The organism is Streptococcus sp. 27098_8_186 (assembly GCF_041432055.1).
GTDB classification, from domain to species: domain Bacteria; phylum Bacillota; class Bacilli; order Lactobacillales; family Streptococcaceae; genus Streptococcus; species Streptococcus dentalis.
Window position 1 is genome coordinate 232,473 of record NZ_JAPVYV010000002.1, and the last position, 23,484, is coordinate 255,956.

The window sequence follows — 23,484 nt, forward strand, 5'->3', positions numbered from 1 at the left end:
TTTTATTATAAACTAGTTGAGTGCGTTGGTTGGACTTTCTTATCTGGATAGATGTAGTTGATGGCATTGTTTACAGCCGTCGGGGCTTCCCCCAGACCTGTAGCGATGAGATCGATCTTTCCTTCATAGAAGCAGCAGTCTCCACAAGCATAAATTCCAGGAAGGCTAGTTTCTTGTTTCTGATTCACCTTGATTTTATGGCGTTGCAATTCTACACCCCATTCTTTCAGGTTTCCAATAGAAGATTTAAAGCCATAGTTGACAAATAAGTGATCAATCGGAATGAGTTCTGTTTCATCGGATTTGACTTTTGTGATTTCAAGGTGAGTGGCATGACCATTTTCGCCAATCAAACGACTAGGAATAAATGGTGTTTTGATGCTAACAGAAGATTGTTTGAGTTCTTCTACACTATGTTCTAAAGCACGGAAGTTGTCCCGACGATGAATGATCGTAGTTGGAGCAATCTTGTCAAAAGCAAGAGCCCAGTCTACAGCAGAGTCTCCACCACCAAGGACGGTCACCTGCTGTCCTTCATATTGTTGGATGTTCGAAACATGATAGTGGACGTTATCAAAGTCTTCAGCTCCCTCAATGTCAAGGGCGCGTGGCTTAAAGGCACCACCGCCCATGGCAATAATGACTGCTTTAGACTGATGCACTTGGCGAGAAGTAGTGATGGTGAAGAGGTCTCCTTCTTTTCGAATATCCTCTACAGTTTCATTAAGAAAGATCGGTGTATCAAACCGTTTAACTTGCTCGATCAAGCGGTTGCTCAATTCTTCACCAGTCAAATTGGTAAATCCGGGTACATCGAGGATACTTTTTTCTGGATAGAGAATGGCTGGTTGCCCTCCAAGTTGAGGTAAGGAATCAATCAGTTTAACTTTAACTTGGCGCATATTGCCATAAAAAGCAGCAAACAGACCAACTGGTCCGCCCCCAACAATGGTAATATCATAAATTTCTGACATGGTATCTCCTTCATGGTTTTCTTTGTTTCCATTGTATCATAAAAAAAGTGAATTGAAAAAGTGATCATTGAAAAAGAACAGTGGAGGGAAAGAATAGAAAACTGTTAAAAGATCTTGACAGCGCCTTTAAAGTGTGATAAAATGATTAAGATTTTAGGCTTGAAGGGAGTGAAAAACATGTCAAAAACAGTAGTACGTAAGAATGAATCTCTTGACGATGCTCTTCGTCGTTTCAAACGTGCGGTTACTAAAGCTGGTACTCTTCAAGAAACACGCAAACGTGAATTCTATGAAAAACCTTCTGTAAAACGTAAACGTAAATCAGAAGCAGCTCGTAAACGTAAAAAATTCTAATTGAATACAGAAACAGACTTCGGTCTGTTTTTTGTTTTTTCTCATCCATCAAAGACAAAAAAACCGACCTTCTGACTAGAAGATCGGATCTTTTTATCTGATTATTTGTTTGCAAGCAAGTCGCGGATTTCAGCAAGCAACTCTTCTTGAGTAGGAGCAGCAGCAGCTTCTTCAGCAGCTTCTTCTTTTTTACCAAGGTTTTGAGCTTTCTCAGCAGCTTTCACTACGAAGAAAAGAACAGTACCGATAACAAGGAAGTTGATTACAGCGCTCAAGAAGCTACCGTATGCGACACCGTTCCAAGTCAATTCAGCAATCTTTTCAACACCAGCAGCTTTCAAAGCTGGGTTCAAAATAAGTGGAGTGATGACGTCGTTTACAAATGATGTAACGATAGCTCCAAATGCAGCCCCGATGATTACTGCAACAGCAAGGTCAACAACGTTTCCACGAAGGAGGAAAGCTTTCAATTCTTTTAACATATCCTATATATGTCCTTTCATAATAATTTTTTACTATGATAGTATAACGGAAAATAAACTGGCTGACAAGAAATATGCCTAAATCTTTTTAAATTAGTGATAAAGGTTGAAAATCTTTTCTTTTATGTGTGAAATCAGTAGGAAAAAATTTACTTTTACTAACTTTTAGTATAAAATATAAAGTGATAATCTATGGTAAAATGGAGGCACTGTTTATGGTTGATAAAGAGCTGATTGCAGAAATTAAAAACAGTGTAAACATTGTTGAAGTCATTGGAGAAGTTGTTTCTTTGACCAAGGCTGGCCGTAACTTTTTAGGCCTTTGTCCTTTTCATGGTGAAAAGACTCCTTCCTTTAATGTCGTTGAAGACAAGCAGTTTTACCATTGCTTCGGATGTGGTCGATCAGGGGATGTCTTCAAATTTATTGAAGAATACCGTGGTGTTGCTTTTATGGATGCGGTCCAGATCGTAGCTGACAAGGCTGGTATTACGCTTCAGTACCAAGCAAGGCCGGCTCAATCCACGTCTACCAATCCGAACCAAGAACTTTATGAGATTCATCAGGAAGCTAGTAAGTTCTATCAGGCGATTCTGATGACGACAAAGATGGGGGAAAAAGCACGGAACTATCTGCATGAACGTGGATTGACCGATGAAGTGATCCGACATTTTCAATTGGGCTTAGCACCAGCAGAAGGAAATTACCTCTATCGTAATCTCTCTGAGAAATTCTCCGAGAAGGTCATTACCGATTCGGGTTTGTTTACGATCTCAGATACTGGGACAGTTTTCGATGCCTTTCAGGATCGGATTATGTTTCCCTTGACGGATGATAGTGGACGTGTTATTGCTTTTTCTGGTAGATTGTGGAAAATGACGGAGGATGGCAGTCATCAAGCCAAGTACAAGAATAGTCGCAGTACGCGATTGTTTAATAAAAGTTATGAACTCTATCATTTGGATCAAGCCAAGACGAGCGCCAAAAAGCAACATGAAATGTATATCATGGAAGGCTTTATGGATGTCATTGCGGCATATCGAGCTGGGATTGGAAATGCGGTCGCCTCTATGGGGACAGCCTTGACACCAGAGCATGTCCAGCACCTGTCTCATTTTACCAAAAAAGTCATCCTGACCTATGATGGGGATAAGGCAGGACTTGAAGCGACAGCTAAGGCCTTGGATGTCTTGCAGGATTTAGAGTTAGAGATCGTCCGTATCCCTGATCAGATGGATCCCGATGAGTATCTTAAAAAGACCACACCAGAAGATCTAGCAGGACTCTTGAAGAATTCTCGGATCAGTAAAGTCGAGTTCTTGATGCAGTACTGGAAGCCTCAATACATTGAAAATTTGCAAGCGCAAATCGAATTTGTTGAGAAATTGGCCCCCATTATCGCACAGACACGATCCATTACAGCGCAAAATACCTATATTTATAAGTTGGCGGATATATTGCCGGACTTCGATTACTTGCAGATTGAGCAGATTGTCAATAATAGCCGCCTGCACCAACGACAAGAAGCGCAACAAGGTGGGCGAGCAAAAACGTCGAATGTTTCCATCAATCTCTTGCCGAATCGTGGGATAACGCGCTTGATCAAGGCGGAAAATCATTTGTTAAGTAGGATGAAAGATTTTCCAATGGTCCTCAATGATTACCGGTTACGACCTGATTTTGCCTTCGACACACCGGAATTACAGATCTTGTATCAATTGCTCTGTCAAAATGGAGAAGTCACCTCTCAGGATTTATCCGAGCAACCTGAAGGGGTCCAGCACGCCTGGTACCGGATGTTAGAAGAAGATTTACCAGAAGAGATAGCAGATGGTGAGTTAGAAGAAGTAGAAGATACACGTAATCGTGAGCTTCTTCGCAAAGAAAGTCAACAAATTGGAAATAAAGTGAAGGAAGCTTCCTCTATAGGGGATACGGAAAAAGCTTTATTGGAACTCGAGCGCTTGATCGCTCAAAAAAGAAGAATGGAGTAGGAATGGCTAAAGAACAAAAAGATATTACAACATTGGACGTTCAAATTGCAGAATTTATTCGCAGCCACAAGAAAAGCGGAACTGCAACAGATGATGAAATTAATGACCAGTTGGTTATTCCATTCACACTAGATGCAGAGGGGATTGAAGATCTTTTGCAACGCATTCAAGATGCAGGGATTTCAATCACTGATAAAGACGGCAACCCAAGTGCGCGTGTGTTGAACAATGAGGAAGATCCAGAGTTGTCAGATGAGGAATTGCTTGGAAGCAACTCTGCTAAGGTCAATGACCCAGTACGGATGTACTTGAAAGAAATTGGGGTTGTTCCTCTTTTGACCAATGAAGAAGAACAAGAATTGGCTATCTTAGTGGAACAAGGTGATTTGGAAGCCAAACAACGTCTAGCAGAGGCCAACCTTCGTTTGGTTGTATCTATTGCGAAACGTTACGTTGGTCGTGGAATGCAATTTTTGGATTTGATCCAAGAAGGAAACATGGGCTTGATGAAGGCGGTTGATAAGTTTGACTATACCAAAGGATTCAAGTTTTCTACCTATGCTACTTGGTGGATCCGTCAGGCCATCACCCGTGCTATTGCAGACCAAGCGCGTACCATTCGGATTCCTGTCCACATGGTGGAAACCATTAACAAGTTGGTGCGTGAACAACGCAATCTCTTGCAAGAATTGGGACAAGACCCAACGCCTGAACAAATCGCTGAACGCATGGATATGACGCCAGACAAGGTGCGTGAAATCTTGAAGATTGCCCAAGAGCCTGTTTCTTTGGAAACGCCAATTGGGGAAGAAGATGATAGCCATTTGGGAGATTTTATCGAAGACGAAGTGATTGAAAATCCTGTAGACTACACCACTCGTGTGGTACTACGCGAACAATTGGATGAAGTCCTCGATACTTTGACTGATCGAGAAGAAAATGTTTTGCGTCTTCGTTTTGGTCTCGATGATGGGAAAATGCGGACCTTGGAAGATGTGGGCAAAGTCTTCAACGTGACCCGTGAACGGATCCGTCAGATCGAAGCCAAAGCCCTCCGCAAACTCCGCCACCCAAGCAGAAGCAAACCATTGCGTGACTTTATAGAGGATTAAAAAGATCCTGCGGATCTTTTTAACCCGAGCCGAAAAATTCGGAAGCGAGGAAGGTCCAGTGGTCATTTTTAACCCGAGCCAAGAAATTCTATCGAGAGTAAAATAGCAAAAAAGGAAGTCATATGGCATATACAACTGAGCAAATTGAAGCAATTAAAAATAAAATCTTAAATGCTTTGGAAGAGGTAATCGATCCTGAGCTTGGGATTGACATTGTCAATTTAGGTCTTGTCTACGAGATCCATTTTGACGGTGAAACTGGAGCAACCATCATTGATATGACCCTAACGACCATGGGATGTCCATTAGCAGATCTTCTGACAGATCAGATTCATGATGTTTTAGCAGAAGTAGAAGAAGTGACATCAGTGGATGTGAAGTTAGTCTGGTACCCTGCTTGGACGGTTGAAAAGATGAGCCGTTATGCACGGATCGCACTTGGAATTAGTTAAACATTCTATGCATCAAAATAAATCGGAGGTTAGGGCTTTCCTAACCTCCGATTTGTCTATCCCTATTTTTTTGAACAACCATTTACAAATTCTTAGCAAATTTTCAGATAAAGTTGCAATCATCAAGGGGACAAGGTATAATAGCATAAATAGAAAATAAAGGAGATTTACATGAATCAGTATCCTTTGGTCTACTTGGACCATGTGACAAAGAATTATGGGCATGAAGTTGCTCTCATGGATGTTAGTTTGAACATCCAACCTGGCCGCATTATTGGCCTTTTGGGTCCCAATGGTAGTGGGAAAACAACCATCATTAAATTGATTAATGGTTTGTTGCAACCAAGCCTTGGGAATATCTATATTCATGGGCAATTACCATCCCCAGCTTCTAAAAAAGTGGTTTCCTATTTGCCAGATACAACCTATCTGAATGAAAATATGAAAATTATCGATGCAATTCGCTATTTCCAAGATTTTTATTCAGATTTTAATGTCCAACGCGCTTACCAATTGCTCAACGATTTGCATTTGCAGCCAAATCAAAAATTGAACAGCCTTTCAAAAGGGAATAAGGAAAAAGTGCAATTGATTTTGGTGATGAGTCGTGAAGCTGACTTGTATGTTCTTGATGAGCCAATCGGTGGGGTTGATCCAGCAGCACGTGATTATATTTTGCGGACCATCATTCAAAACAGACGTCCAAACTCTTCTGTCTTGATTTCTACTCACCTGATTGCGGATATTGAGCAAGTTTTGGATGAAGCTATTTTCATCAACCAAGGAAGAATTCTCTTGCATGAAAATACGACTGTTTTGCGCAATCAACACGGAAAATCTATCGATGAAATCTTCCGTGATCAATTCCGTGTTTATTAGGAGGACCTCATGTTTGGTAAATTATTAAAATACGAATTTAAGTCAACAAGTAAATGGTATCTTTTGATTACTTTGATCGCACTAGGTTTGTCAGTGATTACAGGTGTTATCGGTGGAAGTGCTACAAACGGTTTTGTGAATATGGAAACCAATAGTATGCAAATGATTACGGGGACTCTTGGGATTCTCATTTTTGGAGGAGTCATCGGTCTTTATCTGAGCAACTATTATATTATTATCCGTCGTTTCTATTCCAACTTATACGGACGTGAAGGTTACTTGACTTGGACCCTTCCAGCTAGCCCACATGCGATCATTTTGTCTAAATTTGTGGGAGCTTTAGTAGCGAGTCTTTACTGCCTATTCCTTCTATTTTTGAGTGGTTTTATCACAATTATTGTGATGGGCGCTGTCATTGGACAAGATCTCTCTCCTGTATTTAGTATTATTTCTAAGGCTTTTAGTCATTCTATTGCTTATTGGATGATCATCTGGTGGATTTTTACCACAGCTTCCGGAATCTTATTATTTTATGTATCGATCGCACTTGGTCAACTGTTCCAAAATCGTCGTGGATTTAAGGCTATTTTGTTTGGTTTTCTCTTGTGCCTTGTTTTAAGTATCATTGGTACAGCAGTCAATCCATTTAAAGATTCATATGCTGTCGTGTATGCATTGGTTTATGGAAATATTGATGAATTTGGAGCAAACTTCATTCCAGGTCTCATTTATGAAGTCATTAAGATTGTTTCTATGTACTTCACCATTCACTATATCAGCAAGTACAAGTTGAATCTTCAATAATAACAGCAAATTGAACAAGGAGCTTCCCGGTGGAAGCCTTCTTGTTCAATTTTTTTCTTTTGCATTTTTGGCTACATTTTGATATACTAATTGTATTCGTTTTGGGGTCGTTACGGATTCGACAGGCATTATGAGGCATATTTTGCAACTCATCTAGCGGATGTAAAACGCCAGTTAAATATAACTGCAAAAAATAATAATTCTTACGCTCTAGCTGCCTAAACACCAGCAGGCGTGACCCGATTCGAATTGCTCGTGTTTGATGACAGGTCTTAATTTTAGCGAGATACGATCTAGCTTGGTCTAGGAGTTAGATAAGAGATTGATAGACTCGCAGGTACAGGGCTTGAGTTATGTGTCATGTAGCTGTTAAAAGAAGACATAACCTATGGTTGTAGACAAATATGCTGGCAGGTGTTTGGACGTGGGTTCGACTCCCACCGGCTCCATATATACTTTCTAAAACTTCTTAAAACTTCCCAAAACATTGATAATTCAATGTTTTTTATTTTTATACTTTCTATTCTTTCCCATACCTTTTTGAAATGAACAGACCCAAAAACAGACCCTTTTTTGAAAAGAGTCTGTCCTGATAGCTGATGGGTTTAAAAATCTATATAATTAGCAAATTTCTCACCAATATCATCCTTGGCTTGCTTGGTGATATGTGTGTAGACATTCATGGTTGTCTTGAGATCACTGTGTCCTAGTCGATGCTGGACCTGCTTCAATGTCATTCCGGCTTCAAAGCATAGGCTGGCATGCGTATGCCTAAAACCGTGAATCTTGATAGGTCTGACCTCAGTCCCTTTGACAATCTGCAAAAGCCATTTTCTTGGTAGTGAACTTGGAATTGGCTTTCCTTCAGGACTTTCAAAAATGAAAGTGGTAGTAGGATTCATTTTTCTGTACTCTGATAGCAGATCAATTGTCCTTTGATCAAGGCTAATCAGTCGGACACTACTCTTGTTTTTAGTAGCCCCCACAGATTCGCCCTCAAATCCTCTTGTAATGGCCTTATTTATGTTCAAGGTGTTATCTATCCAGTCAGTCCATTTGAGAGCTAAAATCTCCCCTTTTCTGGCCCCTGTGAACGCAAAAAGACGGAACATGACTTTCTTTTTCAGATCATCCGTATCATCCACTAATTTCATGAATGATTTTAGCTCATCTTTATCATAAAAATCACTAGAAGAATCACTCTCTTTTTTGACAAGTGTGGTCACGCTATCAACAGGATTGGCTGAAATATAGCCATAACGGATGGCATACTTAAAAATGTTATTCATCAGACCTTTCAACTTGCGCCCATACACTAATTTTCTAGACCATTCATTGACCTGTTCCTGTAATTGAAGAGGGGTGATGGAAGCTATTTTCTGACTGCCAAAGACAGGATAGATGTGATTTTTGATATTTCTTTCAGTCTTGATGTAAGTGCTATCCTGAACAGTATCAGCATACTCTTTGAGCCACTTCTTTGCAATTTCCTTAACTGTGATTTCTTTTTTTGCTTGCTCCCCGTTCTCTAAATCGTCCTGAAGTTGTAAGAGTGCTGACCGTGCCTTTGCTTTGGATGTGAAGCCTTGACGCTTTACATACTTATCTTTTCCATTTTCCTTGCCTACATAGATCCTAAATCCGTAAGCAGTCTCACCATTTTTCTTCTTATATGTTTTGATTTGCATTTCATTCTCCTTTTTTGTGGAGAGTTTTTTATTTTAACCTTTTTAAAAGTTCAATTATTTCCTCATTTTGTTTGATCAAAATTTGATTCTGTTGTATTTGCACCTTTTCCAATGCGCCCGGACCACTTGCATTCATAATTGCTATAGCTTTACTGTCCATGACATTCCCAATGTAGGAAGCCTGATCTGGGTATTTTTCTAAAATGTTCAGCATATTATTTTTTTCAAAATAAGGATAAGCATCATTGTAGTATTTCTGTTTTTGAGCAACTTCTTTTTCATCATTATTTTTCCCAAAAATAGCCATTATTTTTCTCCTTTTTCAACTAATTAGTGAATTATATTCGTCTTTGACCATCGTTTCACTAGCGATGGTCTTTAGACTGTATTTTTCCATAAAATGCAGATAGTTGAAATCTCTTACATCATCCATTGACTTCAATTCTTCTTCAAGCAAGTGATGAATCATGCTTCTATCTGCTTGTAATTCGCAAAGCTCCCTGTTCAATTCGTATTGAAAAGGAGTGTGTTCTTTGTGACCAAGTTCATGAAGAGCAACTTGTTTTTGTTCATCGTTAGACAAATTTATATCTAATGCCAAAATGTTCAAAACAGGATTGAAAAATCCGGGGCTGTGCCACTCACTGCCATCAAAATAGCACAAGTTCACTCCCTCATTAGCACAAAGTTCTTTCACAGTCATAAAATGCACCTCTATTTATTTTTCAAGTGTGCCTCCAGAACTGCTGTAATGAAATCTATGTCATCTTCTGTCAATGGTTTCCCATCAAATAACATTGATTGTGCAGCAATATCTCTGAGGTCCAATGGTGCAGAAGCATCACCATCTTTTGCAATATTTGGATTTTCCGTGCGCCCTAGTAAGTAGTCGATGGACACATCAAAATAATCTGCAATTTGTTGCAATCTTTCAGCAGATGGCTGATTTCTTTTCAAGCCATACAAAGAATTTTTTCCAATCCCTAGTTTTTCTTCTAATTGATTTAGAGAAATTCCCCGCTTTTTAGCCAATTCTTTAATAATTTCAAATGTCGAAAACATTGAATTATCAACCTTTCTAATGAATTGACAAAAAATATTTAGTAAATACGCAAAAAAATGCTTGACAAATTCTTGCGTATACGCTAAAATAGTTTTTGTAAAGTTAAAGAGTTAGTTAAACAACATATAAAACACTTCTAAAAAAGATAGCTTTGGCGAGCGGTATCGTTTAGAAAGAAAATGTTTTTAAATATGTCTTTTTACTATGCCTTCATTTTAGCAGATACACTAAAACAAGTCAAGTAAATGCACAAAATAATTAACTAATTCTTTAACTGTTACAAAAAACAGAAAGGAGTTAGGCAGCATGAGCCAACAACACAAAAAATGGAATGAACTTGTAGAAGAAGAACTCCACAAGCGTGGATGGACTCGTTCTGATCTTGCAACTGTGGTCGGGGTTAGCCCAGCAATGATCACACAGATGTTCAAGAATGGAAAAGGCAGTGATGATTTGAAATTGCGAATAAATAAGAAATTGCGAATTTCTGAATCATGGGAAAAATTTGAGGAAAGATAGATGGTGTTGGAACTATTTGGCCCAGAGTTCAAAGATAAACTATTTGAAGAGCTGGTTCAATTAAATATCAAAGCATTAGATGAAGCTAAAAAAAGAACATCAAGACAGATCACATGGGTCTCCATTAAAGAACTTCAAGCGTCCACTGGTTGGGGAAGAACAAAACTTGAAGAATGGAGAGACCAAGGGAAATTTCAATTCCAACAATCCGGGAAAGGTGGGAAATACCTTTACAATCTGGAAGATGTTCAGCGGTTTTGTCGGTCAATGCAAAAATAAAAAGCACCCGAAAGAAATCAGGCGCTTAACAAAATTACTAAAACAATTATAACACAAGGAGGACGCACATGGCAATATCTAGAGATATGACAGCCACAGAAGCAAATATCCTTAACTACATCAAAAAATACGCAACAAACGAAATGCCAGTTACAGCAGTTCAGCTCAGAAAAAAATTCCACTGTGGCAAGAGAACGATAGAAAATATCATTGAAAGCTTGCGTGTAAATTTTGGGCATCCCATAGTTGCAAAGAAGAGAAAAACCCAATGGGTATTACCTTCCTAAAAATGATGAAGAACGGAATGAGGGATTGGCACCATATAAGCGCCAAATCTTGACAGAACAAAAGAACCTGGCAGCAATCATGGCTGTCAACTTGAACGAATACTGGAGGAATTAAAAATGTTACTAGAAATTATTATTGCTTTACTCATCATGGTGATCTTGCTTCAAATGATTATCATCAGCGCAATTAGTGAGCGATGCAAAGAATCAAAACGTGAACTCAAAAAAATGATTGAAGAACAACAACGGATCCAAGAGGCACGAGAAGCAATGCGCTTCGGTTATCGCAGATAGGAGCTATTAAATGGCAGAAAATATGAATGTACTGCCTCATGATCTATTAGCTGAACAAGCTGTGTTAGGTTCCATTTTTCTTGATCCTGATAAGATTCACATTGCTTCTGAATATCTAACTAAAGATAGTTTCTTCAAGCTATCTCATGGGATGCTCTTCAACATCATGCAAGAGTTATCAGACAAAGGGGACCCAATTGATCCTGTATCTGTAAAATCTGCCCTTGACTCTATTGGGCAATTTGAACAAATTGGGGGGATGCCATTTCTGGCAAGTCTGATCAACTCAGTCCCCACAAGCGCCCATATCGAACACTATTCAAAAGTAGTTGCTGAAAAATCAAGGGCCAGAAAGGTCATTGAAGATCTGAGCCATAGCATTTCAAGCGTTTATGATGGCCAGAAAGACTTGAATGAGATCCTTTCTCAAACTGAGCAGAATTTATCAACAATTTCAAACGAGGCGAAAAAAGGATTCAGGCCCATCATTGATGTGATTGATTCAACACAGTCTATTCTAGATGAACGCTCTCAGAAAGTTGGTGATGTGACCGGAACTTCAACAGGCTTCACTGATTTTGACCAAATCACAACAGGTCTTCATGAAGATAACTTGATCATTATTGCTGCAAGGCCTGCAATGGGGAAGACAGCATTCGCCCTGAACATCGCTCAGAACGTGGCCAAAAGTTCAGATAAAGCAGTAGCAATCTTCTCACTTGAGATGGGAGCAGAAAGTTTGGTGGAGCGTATGCTGTCAGCAGAAGGCTTTATTCCATCGTATCATGTCAGAACAGGGAATCTCTCTGAGAGCGAATGGCGCAGAATGATTTCAGCACAGGAACGACTAGCAAAAGGGAAGATCTTCATTGATGATACAGCAGGAATCAGAATTTCAGAAATTAGATCAAAGGCCAAAAGACTAGCTCAAGAGAATGGCGGTTTAGGATTGATTGTGATCGACTATCTTCAACTGATCGAAGGAAGAGGAAGAGAAAACAGACAACAGGAAGTCTCTGAAATTTCAAGACAATTGAAGATCATAGCCAAAGAATTGAAAGTCCCTGTCATCGCTCTCAGTCAGTTATCTCGTGGAGTTGATCAACGGAATGACAAGAGACCTATACTGTCAGACTTGAGGGAATCTGGATCAATTGAGCAGGATGCTGATATAGTAGCTTTTCTTTACAGAGAAGCTTACTACAAGCGTGATGAACAAGAAGAACCAGACAATGTGACAGAACTCATCCTTGAGAAGAACAGGCATGGAACCCTTGGGACTGTCCAGCTATACTTTCTCAAAGAATATGCAAAATTTGCAAACAAGGAGGCCTAATGGATGGTAACTGAGAACCGTAGATATTACTGGTTACAATTAAAAGATGACTTCTTCAATTCCAAAGAAATGAAGTTGATGAGAAAGCTTCCCGGTGGAGAAGAGATCACAATCATCTACTTGAAGATGATGCTTGCAAGTCTAGCTGAACAAGGGAAGCTGTATTTTGAAGGATTAGCTGAAGATCTAGCTGAAGAATTATCACTCATCATTGATGAGGATCCGGAAGCAATTAGATTGACATTGATGTTCTTAACTAAGAAGAAATTGTTGACAACATCAGACAATTACCAGTTCAATCTTGAACAAGTTCCTGAGATGGTAGGCAGTGAAACAGCAAGCACCCGTAGATCTCGTAAGCATCGGGAAACGCAAAAAGCGTTGCAATGCAACACCACTGCAACAAAAGGCAACGGAGATATAGATATAGATATAGATATAGATATAGATATAGATATAGATAAGGGGCAGAAGCCCCAATCAGATGTCTATGGAGAAATTATCAAATATCTGAATGAGAAAACTGGTTCACATTTTAAACCAACTAGCAAGTCAACTCAAAGGCTGATCAATGGAAGATTAAGTGAGAACTACACAATTGAAGACTTCAAATATGTGATTGATGTTAAGACAAACGAATGGAAGGACAACACAAAGATGTCTAAATACTTAACACCAGATACACTCTTCAATGCTAGTAAGTTTGAAAAATACCGCAATCAGCAAATGCCTAAACAGCCAAATGTTCAGAAGCAAGATGAAAGGTTGGGATTCTAATGAATGAAGAAATTGCATCTTGTGAAAAACATGGCTGTCAGATCCAGCATGCAAAAGTAAAGATCAGTGGATCAGAACAAATCATTGCAATTTGTCCTGAATGTGAAAAAGAAGAAATCCTGAAGATGGAATCTCTTTTGAGGCAGGAAGCGAAAATCAAAGCTCTCTTGTCTCATACTTATAAAGTATTTGAAAGAGAAAGCATCTATTCCCAAGAGTTGAGCGATAAGACATTAGAGAATTATACAGCAGACAATTCAACTAATGAGCAAGCTCTCAACTTCATAAAACGGATGCTGAGAGATTATCTGAAGTTTGAAACAGGGAATGTGATCCTAAGTGGACCGCCTGGAATCGGAAAGAGTCATCTGTCTATTGGATTAGCAAAAGCATTGAATGAGCAATCAAAAGAATGTGAGAATCCAAAAAGTGTGATCTTCATCTCAACATCAGCTCTCTTCAATAAGATTGAAGAAAGCTTCAATGGTCGAGGAGACTTCACAGAGAGCTACGCTGTTGACCTACTCAGCAAAGTTGACTTTCTCTTCTTGGACGATTTGGGGAAAGAAAGTAGCATGAGCGCCAATCTAAAAGAAGCGAATGAATGGAGACAGAGAGTGCTGTTTAAAATTTTAGACAACAGGCAAACAACATTCTTCAACACTAACTTGTCAAGTAATGACATCAAAAAAATCTACAATCAAGCACTTGCTGACCGAATCTTCAAGGGAGCAAGCAAGCACATTTATAAATTTCCTGAAAGCATGGAAAGTCGGAGGTATTAACGAATGGATAACAACAAACTAAAGGATCTAATTTCAAAAGTTCAAAAATGGTTTTATGACCGCAACTTACACACTCAAGAACCCAATAAGCAATTCCTGAAGCTCTATGAAGAAATCGGTGAGCTGTCGAGAGGAATTGCTGAAAAAGATGAAGAAGTGACTAAAGATAGTATTGGAGACATCACTGTTGTATTGATCGGCTTGACTCTTCAACTTGGAATCAACACAAAAGAAATTTTCCCAGAACAAGAGAAATTCATTTTCTCAGAAGCTGCAAAAACAGAAGATTATTTTGTATTGATGGTTGATCAAGCACTGGCATCTTATTTTAACCGTCAAGGCTACCAACTCAAAAGCGTAGTACATGAATTGATGCGAATTTCTCAAATGCTGAACTATGATTTTGTGGAGTGCTTAAATAAAGCCTATGAAGAAATCAAGGACCGCAAAGGAAAATTGGTTGACGGTATTTGGATTAAGGAGGAAAGACTAAAATGAAAGAACGGTCATTTGAACAAATTCTAGAAGAAATGAATGATTCAGTGAATAAGCCAAATCACTATTGTGGTGAATATGGTCTGGAATCCATTGATGTCATCCGGAACTTTGCAGGAAATCTGAAAGGGGTTCAGGGATTCTATTGGGGAAATGCTATCAAGTATCTATGTAGATTCCAGAAGAAGAATGGGCTTGAAGATTTGGATAAGGCTAAGAAATATCTTGAATGGCTCATTGAGGATTTGAAAAAAAGTCATGAACAGGAGTGACAGCATGAGAGATTACACGAGAAATCAGATGGATCACTTTCGTCAACAATTGCAATTGTTGATCCTTGGTAAAGGACTAACACGCAAAGAGCTGTCAATGAAATTGAATAGAAATCCAAATACAATTCAACAATGGATCACAAACAAAAATATAAAACCAGCTCATGTCCAAGAATTATGTAAATTCTTCAACATTGACGAGAAGGCACTGATGGGAGATCCAGAAGAATTGACAGATTATAGATTCTTTGATCAAGGAAAATACATCTGTACTGCTCCGATCAAAGAACTAAGCAAGATCACTGGCAAAGATGTGTCAATTCTCAAGTATTATATACACTTGAATGAACAAGGAAGAGAAGCTGGCCAGTATAGAATAGAAAGGGTAGTTGAAGATGAAAAGTAAAATCAATTGGCTGATTATCAATTTGATCTCATTGGCAGTTATTTCACTAGTCATTGCTATCAATCTCAATTCTAGATTAGTAGATCAAGAAAATAAGATCAAAGATATGGAATGGACTATTCAGGAGCATGAATTGAGCATTCAAAGAATGGCAGAACACAACACTGCAGAAGATGTCATCTTGAATAAATTAAATCAAGAATATCAAATGCAGGAACGAAAGAAAGCAGAAGCGCTCAAGGAAGCTGCTGAAATGAATAATGTCGGAGGATAATAATGATTAACAATGTGACTCTTATTGGTCGATTGACCAGAGATGCAGAACTACGCTATACATCTAGCAACATTGCAACTGCTCAATTCAATATTGCATGCAATCGCAATTTCAAGAATGCAAATGATGAGTATGATGCAGATTTTATCAATTGTGTGATGTGGCGAGAACAAGCAGAACGTTTCTGTAATTGGACGAAAAAAGGAATGCTTGTGGGAATTGTTGGACGAATCCAAACAAGAAATTACGAGAACCAGCAAGGACAACGTGTATATGTGACTGAAGTTGTCGCAGAAAGTTTTCAAGTTCTTGAAAAGCGTGACAATACCGCAAATCAAAACAGCATGACGGAACAGATGCCACCAAGTTTTGCAAGCCCAATGGACATCACAGATGACAAATTGCCATTCTAAAGAAATCAAATATTGAAGAGGAGGATTTATAAAATGGAGGATTGTACTAAAGTTTTAGTTTATGGTAGCTTTGACGGGTTTGCTTATTCTACAGATGATTCAATAGCAATTAGTGTAGTTCTTGACAGTGGCGAAAAAGTAGAAATACCAGAAGAGTTTATTGTAAGCGCAGATCAAATGATCAATAAATATAAAATTAAACTAAAAGATGTCATCGAACGAATTGAAAAGTTTGATATTGGAACTAAAGCAGTATGAATCAATGAAATTTTGAATAAACTTGGAAGTGAATATGGGTTTCATAAATATTGTGCAGGTTACAAGCAAGGTAAGTTTGATGGTGCTATGGAACGTGAGAGAGTCACAGTACCGCAGTATGTGGCTGATTTTATCACAGAACATAAAAAGCTAGGCCATACACTATCCTACTCAATAGATGCATGCATGTCTGATAGAGTTGCAGAATGGTATTGGGACAATTCCGAACTCTTTGCACGAGCTTGGCTTGACGGCTACGAGGTCGAGAAAGAAAAGCAGTATTATGTAAGATTTAAAGGGATGGAAAGTGATGATTTTAATTACTTAAACTTTATCAAATCTCAACAGGCTTGGGTATTATCGTCAATAAAACTAGATAAAAAATTTCGTACAGAACACACTCGCAAACAGCTTGAAGAAGCTGGATTTGGTTGGGTGTTTGATTGTGAGGGAATTGAGATTGAGGAGGTGGAATGATGATTATTAAAAATTATAAATACGATAATTCGAAAGATGGTATTCATTATACAGTCGACGTGGACGGTTACGAATTTGAAGTAAATCACACAAAAACAGATTACGGAAGTGTGCAACATGAAGATATAGATTGTTATTTGGACGAGATCGGAGAATATGACATTCAAGAAGCTGAGTTGATTGAAGACTTTGTGAGATTCCAAAGCTACCTGTTGATATATGGTATTGGATTTTCTCTTAAAAATGTTGAAGAGGTGGGAGAATGAACAATGAGGTATATGAAGAACTGGAAAAACTTATGAGCTTCTTTCCTGATTCATTTATAAATAGACAACTGGAACTAATTCTTATTCCAAAAACTAACACCTTCTTTTCTTTAAAAGACTGTTTTACCAAGAAAGATATCATCTCAAAAGTGTTGATGTGGTGTACTAGGGATATAGCTAAAGCCAGACCATATCAGCAACAAAAAAGGAATATTGCATTTTACGTAGACAATCGTATGCGTTTGGAAAAATATTTAGGTGCAGACATCAATGTAGATGTAGTTTATCATTGTCTAGGAAATGGGATTAACAAAGAATTGACACACAAGTTTATTGATAGTGGATTCAACATGGAAATTCTATATTTAGAAGTTTAGGAGGTAATAGAATGACACGGCCAAACCTATACCCTTACACAAAGAATCAATGGGAAAAAGAAATAACACTGGTATATTTTGGTGTTAACACTAGTTTAAAATTGAGAGCAGAAAGAAATAGAATCACAAAGGAGACAAGACATGTCATTGAATAAAGCGAGAAAACGACTGATTAGAAAGTACCGTGGATATTACAATGGCCGTCTTTTGGGATTAAAAATAAAAACGGCTGATGATAAGAAATGGACAATACTTTCTCCAACTGTCGAAGATTTTGATCCAGATAGTATGGTTATGGAAGCAGGGGTTATTGATGCCAGTGTACTAGTTAGTGGCGACATCACTTTAGCGAATAAGGAAATAACAGTCAGTTTTAATCTGCCCAAGAAAAGCGATAAAAAACTGAGAAAAATTTTGAGGTAGTGGGATGGACTTTCAAAACTTTATCTATTTACTATTCGCACTGGTCTGGCTCTCTGGTCTGATCTGGGCTAGCGTGATAGCTTTTAAAAGCAGGAGAAAGAAATGAAGATGCATGTTGTAAGAAAGTATCACGGTCATGCAAGCTGGATTGATCCTAAGCATTTAGCTGAATACACTGAAGCTGAATTTGAAACAAGACATGAAGCACTTGCTCACTGTGAGAAATTAAAAGGTAAGGGGATAGTTGAAATCTATCAAAGAGAGGTTACTGAATGAAAAAATTAAACAACAGAGAATTGTTTAACCTTGATCAAGAATTATTCAATTTTCGTGGAATTGACCGGGCAATTTGGACACGCAAAGCAGAATTGATGGCAAAGAACGGTGATGACCTTGTTGGGGGTGGTAAGTCTGGCATCAGCAAGCCAACAGAAAACACAGTGATGAAATTTGCTACAGATGTGACTCTGAAGAATCTTGAGCTGTTCAAAGAGACTGTTGAATCCTTCAAGAGACAATTGACAGGAGAACAGCTTGACATCTTCTATTTGAGATGGGGGCAAGCCAATCTAGATTGGGAAGAAATTGCAGAAAAGCAATTTGTCAGCAATGCTACAATTTACCGCAAGCGTGCTGGCATCTTGGAAACGTATGCCAGAATGAAAGGTGTACTATAAATTGAGAATATAAGTTATTGTATTCTCACACAAAATAAAATACTATAATCTTGTTCATGATAATCATATCATGGATGAGAGGGTCTCCTAATAGTGGTTAGGGAGTTAGCTCAAAAGGTTAGAGCATGCTGGCGGAAAACAGCAGATGCAGGTTCAATTCCTGTACTCCCAATTCCTTATGAAAATCAATTTTAATATAGAGAGAGGGAACCGTATGGAAGAGGTCTCACCCATTAAAGACACGGATGACATTCAAGCGATGAAAGACTATCTGAGAGAATGGAATGAAATGTATTACATGCTATTCATAACTGGTCTCAATACAGGCTTGCGTGTTGGTGATATCCTCACACTAAAAGTCAAAGATGTTCAGGGATGGCACATCAAGCTACGAGAAAGAAAAACTGGCAAACAGATTTCCCGTAGAATGACAAAAGAGTTGAAACGAGAAATGAGGAAGTATGTCGAAGGGAAGCCATTCCATCATTTCTTATTCAAGAGCAGGCAAGGAGGAAACAAGGCCATCACTCGTGAACGAGCCTACCAGATCATCCATGAAGCTGCTGAAGAATTGGGCATTGATAACGTGGGGACTCACACAATGCGCAAAACATTTGGATATAAATATTACAACAAAACAAAGGATGTAGGCACATTACAGAAGATGTTCAATCATTCATCTCCAGCCATAACGCTGAGATATATTGGAATTGAACAAGCTGAACTAGATGATGCCTTGAGAAACTTTGTTATTTAATTTTATAATTTTGACATTAACATAATGAGTTAGGCATAAGCTAAGAAAAGAGAAACGAATGAAACCCATATCCTAAAAGGATTTCAGAAATAAGGCGAGCTTAACAAAATATAAGATATGTGAAAGTGAGGAGGAAAAATGGCTACTGCAAAAAGGACATCAGACATAACTGTGGCACTTTATGAATGGAATAAATTGACAACCAGAGACATCTATGAAGACGATAAAGAAATATTCGGGGATGGATTTGATTCTGTTTGGGATGGTAAAACTCCAGAAATTGACGAGGAAGTTCTTGTATACAATCCAAAGACCCAAGAGATAACCACTGATATCTGGATTGATTTTGGGAACGGTGTTGGATTTGAAAACACTTATGAAGATACAGTGTTCTGGATGAGTTATCCAAAACCATCAAAGGAGACGGAAGAATGATTCTAAATTTTCAAGCATGGGACAAAAATGAACGATGTATAAAAGAGGTTTGTTTAGCTCCAAAAAATATTTCATTGGACGATATAGAACTTATGCAGTCAACAGGACTTGAAGATGCAAACGGTAATGAAATATTTGAAGCAGATATTTCGAGAAACAACGCACAAGGATATATTTTTCTTGTGAGATATGATCATGATAATTGCAGATGGTTTGGTGAAGGTATTACAATAAATACCAGAATAGACATAACAAGAAACATTCTCCAATACTACTCAAAGATTGGGAACCGTTGGGAAAGTCCTGAATTGTTAATAAAAGAGAAACGCTACAAAGTGAAAATAAAAGCATCCGGTCAATACATCATGAGAGATCCTGATGAAGATGCAATTTATTTTTACAGTAGTAAAGCTTATTCAAAACTTACAAAGAAGAAATTGGAACAAGCTGGATTTGGTTGGGTCTTTGATTGTGAAGGAATTGAAATAGAGGAGGTAGTGGAATGATTCCAAAATATAGAGCGTGGGATAGCGTAGAAAAGAAATTCGTAGAACATTTTTTTATCACAGATAACGGCTTGATTTGTAACATGGAAAAACCAACATCGGGCTACAACTCTCCTGTTCCTATCGAAAAGTCAGAATTGATCCTCATGCAATCAACAGGCCTAGTTGATAAGAATGGTAAAGAAATCTTTGAGGGGGATATCATCCGAACAAGTGCTTATGGCTGTATTGTAGGATTTGGGGAATATACATACTTTGAAGATGAAAACACACCAACAACAGAAATCGGATTTCACTTATCATTCCTAAACGTGACTCCTGCTACTTATGCGCCTTTTGATAAGTATTATTGGGATACTTGCGAAGTGATAGGAAATATTTATGAGAATGAATTGGATCTGATAATGTACGAAGTCTATAAATATAATAAAGAAACGAGTGAGGATAAATAATGACACGACCAAACAGATACCCATACACTAGAAGTCAGTGGGAAGAAGAATTCACATTGGTGTATTCTGGTGAAAGTTGTTGTTTTAAAATTAGAGTTGAAAGAAATCGAATTACAAACGAGGTGAAAAAAATGAGAAAATAAGCTCTTGTTTTCTCACATAAAATAAAATATTATGATAGCATAGCTTCAAGTATGAGAGGGACAGACCAAAGAGATTGGCTGTCCTTTTTGCATGAGGAGAATATATGTATAACAAAATAGTTAGACCATCCTTGAAGACAAGGAAGTGGGAGAAGTTCAGGGATAAGATTCTAAGGAAATATAATTATCTATGTCAAGAGAGTTTGAGATATGGAATATCAGAACCGGCTGAAATGGTTCATCATATTTTTCCAGTGTCCGAATATCCTGAACTAGAATTCCAAGAATGGAATTGTTTGCCTCTTACTAACAAGCGACACAATACTTTTCATGACAGAACCAATGATAAAGTTATTGGTCAAGGAATTTTTTGGCAAAAGAAACGAAAAAAGGAATTTTTGAATTTTTACAAAAAACGAAAAAACGAAATTTTGTAAAAATCAAATTTTTCATTTTTTAAATTTTTGAATTTTTTTGATTATCCCCCCCATCGAAAAAATTTTTTTTCGAGCGTCTGGGAACCGGTGAAGGGAACTTTTTCCAAGTCGGAGGTCTCCAGACAAAAAGGGGATAAAAACTAAAGGGATTTTGGGAAGGAGGCCTAGTTTTTGGCAAAACCAGTCACAGCTAAGTCAATCAAGTCAAAAGTCATCAAACAGATGAAAGAGCTTGGGACTTATCGCAAAGAATTTGACATGATCATTGACATCTTTTCAGGAATGCTATTTCAGTATCAGAAACTTGCTCAGGATTATGCTGATATGGGCTATCCTGTAACAGATGTCTACGTTAACAAGGCAGGAGCTGAGAATGAACGTAAGGTCCCCATCCTAACAGCGATGGAAATCCTACGGAAAGACATACTCAGTTATTCTAATCAATTGATGATGAATCCTAAGTCATTGGGTGAAGTTGTAGAGCAAGATAATGGATCAGTTCTCACAGAGGTTCTAAAGTTTAAGAATGAACTGAAAAAGAGGCGAGTGAAAGATGGATAAAGACTTTGAAAAACGTTTTGCCGATTTTCGCCACGCTACAACCAATCTTGGAAAAGCTAATGCCTATGTTGATTATGTCCTGAGCTATCAAGAGGAACATAACGAAGAACGGATTTTGGCTGCTGAACGCTTTTTGAGGGACTTAGAAAATCCAGCATATGAGCTTGATGAGGATATAGTTGATTTTGCAGTTCACTTCATTGAGAACTCTATTGTTCATCAGCAAGGAGATGACATGTTTGCTATGTCTATCCGTAATAAGCCTTTGATTTTGCAACCGTGGCAACATTTCACAGTTGTAAATCTCTTTGGGTTCTATCACGCTGGTACGAATGAGCGTAGGTTCAAGGAAGCCTTGATAATGCTGGCACGGAAAAACGGCAAGACCAGTTTTACTGCCGCTATTGCTCTGCTTTATCAGATTTTGGATGCCGATAGTGGTTCAAAATGCTATATCGTAGCCAACTCCGTCAAGCAAGCGCTGGAAGCCTTTAATTTTATCAAGTTCAACGTGGAACGATGGAATGACAAATCTATCCGTATCAAAGACAATAACCAAGAACACTCTATCACAGCTAATTTTGGAGATGATGGGTCATTCTATATTCAGGCTTTGGCCAACGATGAGAGCCGTTTGGACTCTCTCAATGGCAATGTCACGGTCATTGATGAAGCTCACACGATGAGGAATAGTAAGAAGTATGGTCTTATGAAGAAAACAATGTCAGCATACCGAAACAGTATGCTTTTTGTTATCTCAACGGCTGGTGATATTCCTACTGGATTTCTTGCAAACCGCTTGAAATACTGTCAGAAAGTGCTTAAGCAGTTGGTGCAGGATGAGGCTTTATTTATCTTTATTTGTAAAGCTAATCAGACAACGGATGGCGATGTTGGTGACTATCTTGATGATAATGTTTTGAAGATGGCAAATCCGTCTTGGGGTGTCACGGTGTCCATGCCTGCTTTGAGAGCTGAGGCAGAACAGGCCTTGAATGACCCACAGACCAGAAATGAGTTTTTCAACAAGACACTGAATGTCTTTACTAACTCAATGAACGCTTACTTCAATCCAGATGAGTTCATTGCCAGTGATGACTGCTACGACTGGACTATTGAGGAGCTTGCAAAACTTCCTATCCGATGGTATGGAGGAGCTGACCTTTCAAGACTGCATGACTTGACCGCTGCTGCTCTCTATGGTGTATATAACGATGGTGAAAAAGATGTTGATATCTGTATCACACACGCTTTCTTCCCTCGTGTCAATGCTCAGAAGAAAGCCAATGATGATGGCATCCCATTGTTTGGATGGCAATCAGATGGATGGCTGACAATGAGCAACACTCCAACCGTCCTTTATGATGACATTGTTAAATGGTTCATAGAAATGCGACAGAAAGGCTTCAAAATTGCTGCTGTCGGTATGGATAGGAAATTTGGTAGAGAGTTCATGCTCAAAATGAAACAAGCCAAATTCAAAATGATTGACCAACCTCAGCTATTCTATTTGAAATCAGAGGGATTCAGAAGAATTGAATTGAAAGTGAAGAATAAAGAATTTTATTATGTACATTCGGACGCTTATGAATACTGTGTCAGCAATGTCAGAGCCATCGAGAAAGTAGATGATGCTGTCCAGTATGAGAAATTGGACGGGGATGGCGGGACAGCAAGAATTGACTTGTTTGATGCGAGCGTTTTTGCTTGTATACAGGCACTTGCTAACCTCGGTAAGAATAAGAATGTGATGGCTTACTTTGATTAGATAGAAAG

General features: G+C 38.4%; 38 protein-coding genes, 1 tRNA gene and 1 other RNA gene. 34 read left to right on the forward strand and 6 right to left on the reverse strand.

Annotation, left to right across the window (positions count from 1 at the left end; genetic code table 11):
• Window positions 1-5: 5 nt before the first annotated feature.
• Window positions 6-974: an NAD(P)/FAD-dependent oxidoreductase gene (locus O3602_RS03880; protein WP_272106490.1), complete on the reverse strand. Its 969-nt coding sequence runs from the start codon at window positions 972-974 to the stop codon at window positions 6-8.
• Window positions 975-1,151: 177 nt separating this feature from the next.
• Between O3602_RS03880 and rpsU the strand changes: the two genes are divergently transcribed.
• Entirely contained in the window at window positions 1,152-1,328 is a 177-nt protein-coding gene (gene rpsU, locus O3602_RS03885; RefSeq protein ID WP_000048054.1) for a 30S ribosomal protein S21, read from the forward strand.
• Between the two features lie 101 nt (window positions 1,329-1,429).
• On the opposite strand, the gene mscL is transcribed toward rpsU, so the two are convergent.
• Window positions 1,430-1,810: a large conductance mechanosensitive channel protein MscL gene (gene mscL / locus O3602_RS03890; RefSeq protein WP_270298645.1), complete on the reverse strand. Its 381-nt coding sequence runs from the start codon at window positions 1,808-1,810 to the stop codon at window positions 1,430-1,432.
• Window positions 1,811-2,025: 215 nt separating this feature from the next.
• Between mscL and dnaG the strand changes: the two genes are divergently transcribed.
• The 6 genes from dnaG (at window position 2,026) to ssrA (ending at window position 7,503) form a co-directional block, all read left to right on the forward strand.
• Complete coding sequence (dnaG, locus tag O3602_RS03895) at window positions 2,026-3,804, forward strand: DNA primase (RefSeq protein ID WP_371611176.1); 1,779 nt, start codon at window positions 2,026-2,028, stop codon at window positions 3,802-3,804.
• A 2-nt stretch (window positions 3,805-3,806) separates the two neighbouring features.
• A complete protein-coding gene (rpoD, locus tag O3602_RS03900; RefSeq protein ID WP_003011610.1) occupies window positions 3,807-4,916 on the forward strand; it encodes an RNA polymerase sigma factor RpoD in 1,110 nt (369 codons plus the stop codon).
• 122 nt (window positions 4,917-5,038) lie between these two features.
• Window positions 5,039-5,368, forward strand: coding sequence for a metal-sulfur cluster assembly factor (locus O3602_RS03905; protein ID WP_003003687.1), 330 nt, complete (start codon window positions 5,039-5,041; stop codon window positions 5,366-5,368).
• A 171-nt stretch (window positions 5,369-5,539) separates the two neighbouring features.
• Window positions 5,540-6,247: an ABC transporter ATP-binding protein gene (locus O3602_RS03910; RefSeq protein WP_003012014.1), complete on the forward strand. Its 708-nt coding sequence runs from the start codon at window positions 5,540-5,542 to the stop codon at window positions 6,245-6,247.
• Window positions 6,248-6,256: 9 nt separating this feature from the next.
• Window positions 6,257-7,051 carry a hypothetical protein gene (locus O3602_RS03915; RefSeq protein ID WP_003011872.1) on the forward strand — a complete coding sequence of 265 codons (795 nt, stop codon included), beginning with the start codon at window positions 6,257-6,259 and terminating at the stop codon, window positions 7,049-7,051.
• 103 nt (window positions 7,052-7,154) lie between these two features.
• Window positions 7,155-7,503: a transfer-messenger RNA gene (ssrA, locus tag O3602_RS03920) on the forward strand.
• Between the two features lie 153 nt (window positions 7,504-7,656).
• Here the strand turns inward: ssrA and O3602_RS03925 are convergent.
• The 4 genes from O3602_RS03925 to O3602_RS03940 are packed head-to-tail and all read right to left on the reverse strand — an operon-like array spanning window position 7,657 to window position 9,801.
• Entirely contained in the window at window positions 7,657-8,739 is a 1,083-nt protein-coding gene (locus tag O3602_RS03925) for a tyrosine-type recombinase/integrase (protein ID WP_371611177.1), read from the reverse strand.
• A gap of 28 nt (window positions 8,740-8,767) precedes the next feature.
• Complete coding sequence (locus O3602_RS03930; RefSeq protein WP_129824241.1) at window positions 8,768-9,046, reverse strand: hypothetical protein; 279 nt, start codon at window positions 9,044-9,046, stop codon at window positions 8,768-8,770.
• Between the two features lie 15 nt (window positions 9,047-9,061).
• On the reverse strand, window positions 9,062-9,442 hold the full coding sequence (locus O3602_RS03935) for an ImmA/IrrE family metallo-endopeptidase (protein WP_347087768.1): 381 nt from the start codon (window positions 9,440-9,442) through the stop codon (window positions 9,062-9,064).
• A gap of 11 nt (window positions 9,443-9,453) precedes the next feature.
• A complete protein-coding gene (locus O3602_RS03940) occupies window positions 9,454-9,801 on the reverse strand; it encodes a helix-turn-helix domain-containing protein (RefSeq protein WP_342983869.1) in 348 nt (115 codons plus the stop codon).
• A 307-nt stretch (window positions 9,802-10,108) separates the two neighbouring features.
• On the opposite strand from O3602_RS03940, the gene O3602_RS03945 reads away from it, so the two are divergent.
• The 27 genes from O3602_RS03945 to O3602_RS04075 all read left to right on the forward strand — a co-directional run bounded on the left by O3602_RS03945 (window position 10,109) and on the right by O3602_RS04075 (window position 23,476).
• Window positions 10,109-10,321 (forward strand): helix-turn-helix transcriptional regulator, encoded by a 213-nt coding sequence (locus O3602_RS03945; protein WP_254728867.1) that lies wholly within the window; start codon window positions 10,109-10,111, stop codon window positions 10,319-10,321.
• A complete protein-coding gene (locus tag O3602_RS03950) occupies window positions 10,322-10,600 on the forward strand; it encodes a MerR family transcriptional regulator (protein WP_129824238.1) in 279 nt (92 codons plus the stop codon). It begins immediately after the preceding gene.
• A 68-nt stretch (window positions 10,601-10,668) separates the two neighbouring features.
• The gene (locus tag O3602_RS03955) at window positions 10,669-10,887 is read left to right on the forward strand and encodes a hypothetical protein (RefSeq protein ID WP_371611178.1); all 219 of its coding nucleotides are present in this window, start codon (window positions 10,669-10,671) and stop codon (window positions 10,885-10,887) included.
• A 117-nt stretch (window positions 10,888-11,004) separates the two neighbouring features.
• Window positions 11,005-11,181 (forward strand): hypothetical protein, encoded by a 177-nt coding sequence (locus O3602_RS03960; protein ID WP_155167829.1) that lies wholly within the window; start codon window positions 11,005-11,007, stop codon window positions 11,179-11,181.
• A gap of 10 nt (window positions 11,182-11,191) precedes the next feature.
• Window positions 11,192-12,517 (forward strand): replicative DNA helicase, encoded by a 1,326-nt coding sequence (dnaB, locus tag O3602_RS03965; protein WP_371611179.1) that lies wholly within the window; start codon window positions 11,192-11,194, stop codon window positions 12,515-12,517.
• Window positions 12,518-12,520: 3 nt separating this feature from the next.
• Window positions 12,521-13,294 (forward strand): conserved phage C-terminal domain-containing protein, encoded by a 774-nt coding sequence (locus O3602_RS03970; RefSeq protein ID WP_371611180.1) that lies wholly within the window; start codon window positions 12,521-12,523, stop codon window positions 13,292-13,294.
• Window positions 13,294-14,079, forward strand: coding sequence for an ATP-binding protein (locus O3602_RS03975; protein ID WP_371611181.1), 786 nt, complete (start codon window positions 13,294-13,296; stop codon window positions 14,077-14,079). Before O3602_RS03970 ends, O3602_RS03975 begins: the two co-directional genes overlap by 1 nt.
• A gap of 3 nt (window positions 14,080-14,082) precedes the next feature.
• Window positions 14,083-14,577, forward strand: coding sequence for a MazG-like family protein (locus O3602_RS03980; protein WP_371611182.1), 495 nt, complete (start codon window positions 14,083-14,085; stop codon window positions 14,575-14,577).
• Window positions 14,574-14,846 carry a DUF3310 domain-containing protein gene (locus O3602_RS03985; RefSeq protein WP_049496636.1) on the forward strand — a complete coding sequence of 91 codons (273 nt, stop codon included), beginning with the start codon at window positions 14,574-14,576 and terminating at the stop codon, window positions 14,844-14,846. Before O3602_RS03980 ends, O3602_RS03985 begins: the two co-directional genes overlap by 4 nt.
• Window positions 14,847-14,850: 4 nt before the next feature.
• Window positions 14,851-15,252 carry a helix-turn-helix domain-containing protein gene (locus O3602_RS03990; protein WP_049496633.1) on the forward strand — a complete coding sequence of 134 codons (402 nt, stop codon included), beginning with the start codon at window positions 14,851-14,853 and terminating at the stop codon, window positions 15,250-15,252.
• Window positions 15,242-15,526, forward strand: a complete 285-nt coding sequence (locus O3602_RS03995) for a hypothetical protein (RefSeq protein ID WP_371611183.1) — start codon at window positions 15,242-15,244, stop codon at window positions 15,524-15,526. Before O3602_RS03990 ends, O3602_RS03995 begins: the two co-directional genes overlap by 11 nt.
• A 2-nt stretch (window positions 15,527-15,528) precedes the next feature.
• A complete protein-coding gene (ssb, locus tag O3602_RS04000; RefSeq protein WP_371611184.1) occupies window positions 15,529-15,939 on the forward strand; it encodes a single-stranded DNA-binding protein in 411 nt (136 codons plus the stop codon).
• A gap of 33 nt (window positions 15,940-15,972) precedes the next feature.
• Entirely contained in the window at window positions 15,973-16,197 is a 225-nt protein-coding gene (locus O3602_RS04005) for a hypothetical protein (RefSeq protein ID WP_371611185.1), read from the forward strand.
• A gap of 12 nt (window positions 16,198-16,209) precedes the next feature.
• Window positions 16,210-16,674 carry a DUF1642 domain-containing protein gene (locus tag O3602_RS04010; RefSeq protein ID WP_371611186.1) on the forward strand — a complete coding sequence of 155 codons (465 nt, stop codon included), beginning with the start codon at window positions 16,210-16,212 and terminating at the stop codon, window positions 16,672-16,674.
• Window positions 16,671-16,940 carry a hypothetical protein gene (locus O3602_RS04015; protein WP_371611187.1) on the forward strand — a complete coding sequence of 90 codons (270 nt, stop codon included), beginning with the start codon at window positions 16,671-16,673 and terminating at the stop codon, window positions 16,938-16,940. The genes O3602_RS04010 and O3602_RS04015 overlap by 4 nt, the downstream gene beginning before the upstream one ends.
• The gene (locus O3602_RS04020) at window positions 16,937-17,317 is read left to right on the forward strand and encodes a hypothetical protein (protein WP_371611188.1); all 381 of its coding nucleotides are present in this window, start codon (window positions 16,937-16,939) and stop codon (window positions 17,315-17,317) included. The genes O3602_RS04015 and O3602_RS04020 overlap by 4 nt, the downstream gene beginning before the upstream one ends.
• 141 nt (window positions 17,318-17,458) lie before the next feature.
• Window positions 17,459-17,740: a hypothetical protein gene (locus O3602_RS04025; RefSeq protein ID WP_129824226.1), complete on the forward strand. Its 282-nt coding sequence runs from the start codon at window positions 17,459-17,461 to the stop codon at window positions 17,738-17,740.
• A 102-nt stretch (window positions 17,741-17,842) separates the two neighbouring features.
• Window positions 17,843-18,016, forward strand: coding sequence for a hypothetical protein (locus O3602_RS04030; protein ID WP_371611189.1), 174 nt, complete (start codon window positions 17,843-17,845; stop codon window positions 18,014-18,016).
• Window positions 18,013-18,417 carry a transcriptional regulator gene (locus O3602_RS04035; protein ID WP_371611190.1) on the forward strand — a complete coding sequence of 135 codons (405 nt, stop codon included), beginning with the start codon at window positions 18,013-18,015 and terminating at the stop codon, window positions 18,415-18,417. The genes O3602_RS04030 and O3602_RS04035 overlap by 4 nt, the downstream gene beginning before the upstream one ends.
• Window positions 18,418-18,516: 99 nt before the next feature.
• A tRNA-OTHER gene (locus O3602_RS04040) sits at window positions 18,517-18,589 on the forward strand.
• 42 nt (window positions 18,590-18,631) lie between these two features.
• Window positions 18,632-19,174 (forward strand): site-specific integrase, encoded by a 543-nt coding sequence (locus tag O3602_RS04045; protein WP_049483908.1) that lies wholly within the window; start codon window positions 18,632-18,634, stop codon window positions 19,172-19,174.
• A gap of 138 nt (window positions 19,175-19,312) precedes the next feature.
• On the forward strand, window positions 19,313-19,609 hold the full coding sequence (locus O3602_RS04050) for a hypothetical protein (protein ID WP_371611191.1): 297 nt from the start codon (window positions 19,313-19,315) through the stop codon (window positions 19,607-19,609).
• Window positions 19,606-20,115 carry a YopX family protein gene (locus O3602_RS04055; RefSeq protein WP_371611192.1) on the forward strand — a complete coding sequence of 170 codons (510 nt, stop codon included), beginning with the start codon at window positions 19,606-19,608 and terminating at the stop codon, window positions 20,113-20,115. Before O3602_RS04050 ends, O3602_RS04055 begins: the two co-directional genes overlap by 4 nt.
• Entirely contained in the window at window positions 20,112-20,567 is a 456-nt protein-coding gene (locus O3602_RS04060; protein ID WP_371611193.1) for a YopX family protein, read from the forward strand. The genes O3602_RS04055 and O3602_RS04060 overlap by 4 nt, the downstream gene beginning before the upstream one ends.
• A gap of 247 nt (window positions 20,568-20,814) precedes the next feature.
• Window positions 20,815-21,147, forward strand: coding sequence for an HNH endonuclease (locus O3602_RS04065; RefSeq protein WP_371611194.1), 333 nt, complete (start codon window positions 20,815-20,817; stop codon window positions 21,145-21,147).
• A gap of 171 nt (window positions 21,148-21,318) precedes the next feature.
• Window positions 21,319-21,708 (forward strand): P27 family phage terminase small subunit, encoded by a 390-nt coding sequence (locus O3602_RS04070; protein WP_021152929.1) that lies wholly within the window; start codon window positions 21,319-21,321, stop codon window positions 21,706-21,708.
• The gene (locus O3602_RS04075; protein ID WP_371611195.1) at window positions 21,701-23,476 is read left to right on the forward strand and encodes a terminase large subunit; all 1,776 of its coding nucleotides are present in this window, start codon (window positions 21,701-21,703) and stop codon (window positions 23,474-23,476) included. The genes O3602_RS04070 and O3602_RS04075 overlap by 8 nt, the downstream gene beginning before the upstream one ends.
• Window positions 23,477-23,484: the final 8 nt, after the last annotated feature.

Excerpts from the sequence above, each read along its gene's own strand:
- O3602_RS03880 (WP_272106490.1), bottom strand. The coding sequence starts at position 974 with ATGTCAGAAATTTATGATATTACCATTGTTGGGGGCGGACCAGTTGGT.
- rpsU (WP_000048054.1), top strand. The coding sequence starts at position 1,152 with ATGTCAAAAACAGTAGTACGTAAGAATGAATCTCTTGACGATGCTCTT.
- mscL (WP_270298645.1), bottom strand. The coding sequence starts at position 1,810 with ATGTTAAAAGAATTGAAAGCTTTCCTCCTTCGTGGAAACGTTGTTGAC.
- dnaG (WP_371611176.1), top strand. The coding sequence starts at position 2,026 with ATGGTTGATAAAGAGCTGATTGCAGAAATTAAAAACAGTGTAAACATT.
- rpoD (WP_003011610.1), top strand. The coding sequence starts at position 3,807 with ATGGCTAAAGAACAAAAAGATATTACAACATTGGACGTTCAAATTGCA.
- O3602_RS03905 (WP_003003687.1), top strand. The coding sequence starts at position 5,039 with ATGGCATATACAACTGAGCAAATTGAAGCAATTAAAAATAAAATCTTA.
- O3602_RS03910 (WP_003012014.1), top strand. The coding sequence starts at position 5,540 with ATGAATCAGTATCCTTTGGTCTACTTGGACCATGTGACAAAGAATTAT.
- O3602_RS03915 (WP_003011872.1), top strand. The coding sequence starts at position 6,257 with ATGTTTGGTAAATTATTAAAATACGAATTTAAGTCAACAAGTAAATGG.
- O3602_RS03925 (WP_371611177.1), bottom strand. The coding sequence starts at position 8,739 with ATGCAAATCAAAACATATAAGAAGAAAAATGGTGAGACTGCTTACGGA.
- O3602_RS03930 (WP_129824241.1), bottom strand. The coding sequence starts at position 9,046 with ATGGCTATTTTTGGGAAAAATAATGATGAAAAAGAAGTTGCTCAAAAA.
- O3602_RS03935 (WP_347087768.1), bottom strand. The coding sequence starts at position 9,442 with ATGACTGTGAAAGAACTTTGTGCTAATGAGGGAGTGAACTTGTGCTAT.
- O3602_RS03940 (WP_342983869.1), bottom strand. The coding sequence starts at position 9,801 with ATGTTTTCGACATTTGAAATTATTAAAGAATTGGCTAAAAAGCGGGGA.
- O3602_RS03945 (WP_254728867.1), top strand. The coding sequence starts at position 10,109 with ATGAGCCAACAACACAAAAAATGGAATGAACTTGTAGAAGAAGAACTC.
- O3602_RS03950 (WP_129824238.1), top strand. The coding sequence starts at position 10,322 with ATGGTGTTGGAACTATTTGGCCCAGAGTTCAAAGATAAACTATTTGAA.
- O3602_RS03955 (WP_371611178.1), top strand. The coding sequence starts at position 10,669 with ATGGCAATATCTAGAGATATGACAGCCACAGAAGCAAATATCCTTAAC.
- O3602_RS03960 (WP_155167829.1), top strand. The coding sequence starts at position 11,005 with ATGTTACTAGAAATTATTATTGCTTTACTCATCATGGTGATCTTGCTT.
- dnaB (WP_371611179.1), top strand. The coding sequence starts at position 11,192 with ATGGCAGAAAATATGAATGTACTGCCTCATGATCTATTAGCTGAACAA.
- O3602_RS03970 (WP_371611180.1), top strand. The coding sequence starts at position 12,521 with ATGGTAACTGAGAACCGTAGATATTACTGGTTACAATTAAAAGATGAC.
- O3602_RS03975 (WP_371611181.1), top strand. The coding sequence starts at position 13,294 with ATGAATGAAGAAATTGCATCTTGTGAAAAACATGGCTGTCAGATCCAG.
- O3602_RS03980 (WP_371611182.1), top strand. The coding sequence starts at position 14,083 with ATGGATAACAACAAACTAAAGGATCTAATTTCAAAAGTTCAAAAATGG.
- O3602_RS03985 (WP_049496636.1), top strand. The coding sequence starts at position 14,574 with ATGAAAGAACGGTCATTTGAACAAATTCTAGAAGAAATGAATGATTCA.
- O3602_RS03990 (WP_049496633.1), top strand. The coding sequence starts at position 14,851 with ATGAGAGATTACACGAGAAATCAGATGGATCACTTTCGTCAACAATTG.
- O3602_RS03995 (WP_371611183.1), top strand. The coding sequence starts at position 15,242 with ATGAAAAGTAAAATCAATTGGCTGATTATCAATTTGATCTCATTGGCA.
- ssb (WP_371611184.1), top strand. The coding sequence starts at position 15,529 with ATGATTAACAATGTGACTCTTATTGGTCGATTGACCAGAGATGCAGAA.
- O3602_RS04005 (WP_371611185.1), top strand. The coding sequence starts at position 15,973 with ATGGAGGATTGTACTAAAGTTTTAGTTTATGGTAGCTTTGACGGGTTT.
- O3602_RS04015 (WP_371611187.1), top strand. The coding sequence starts at position 16,671 with ATGATGATTATTAAAAATTATAAATACGATAATTCGAAAGATGGTATT.
- O3602_RS04020 (WP_371611188.1), top strand. The coding sequence starts at position 16,937 with ATGAACAATGAGGTATATGAAGAACTGGAAAAACTTATGAGCTTCTTT.
- O3602_RS04025 (WP_129824226.1), top strand. The coding sequence starts at position 17,459 with ATGTCATTGAATAAAGCGAGAAAACGACTGATTAGAAAGTACCGTGGA.
- O3602_RS04030 (WP_371611189.1), top strand. The coding sequence starts at position 17,843 with ATGAAGATGCATGTTGTAAGAAAGTATCACGGTCATGCAAGCTGGATT.
- O3602_RS04035 (WP_371611190.1), top strand. The coding sequence starts at position 18,013 with ATGAAAAAATTAAACAACAGAGAATTGTTTAACCTTGATCAAGAATTA.
- O3602_RS04045 (WP_049483908.1), top strand. The coding sequence starts at position 18,632 with ATGGAAGAGGTCTCACCCATTAAAGACACGGATGACATTCAAGCGATG.
- O3602_RS04050 (WP_371611191.1), top strand. The coding sequence starts at position 19,313 with ATGGCTACTGCAAAAAGGACATCAGACATAACTGTGGCACTTTATGAA.
- O3602_RS04055 (WP_371611192.1), top strand. The coding sequence starts at position 19,606 with ATGATTCTAAATTTTCAAGCATGGGACAAAAATGAACGATGTATAAAA.
- O3602_RS04060 (WP_371611193.1), top strand. The coding sequence starts at position 20,112 with ATGATTCCAAAATATAGAGCGTGGGATAGCGTAGAAAAGAAATTCGTA.
- O3602_RS04065 (WP_371611194.1), top strand. The coding sequence starts at position 20,815 with ATGTATAACAAAATAGTTAGACCATCCTTGAAGACAAGGAAGTGGGAG.
- O3602_RS04075 (WP_371611195.1), top strand. The coding sequence starts at position 21,701 with ATGGATAAAGACTTTGAAAAACGTTTTGCCGATTTTCGCCACGCTACA.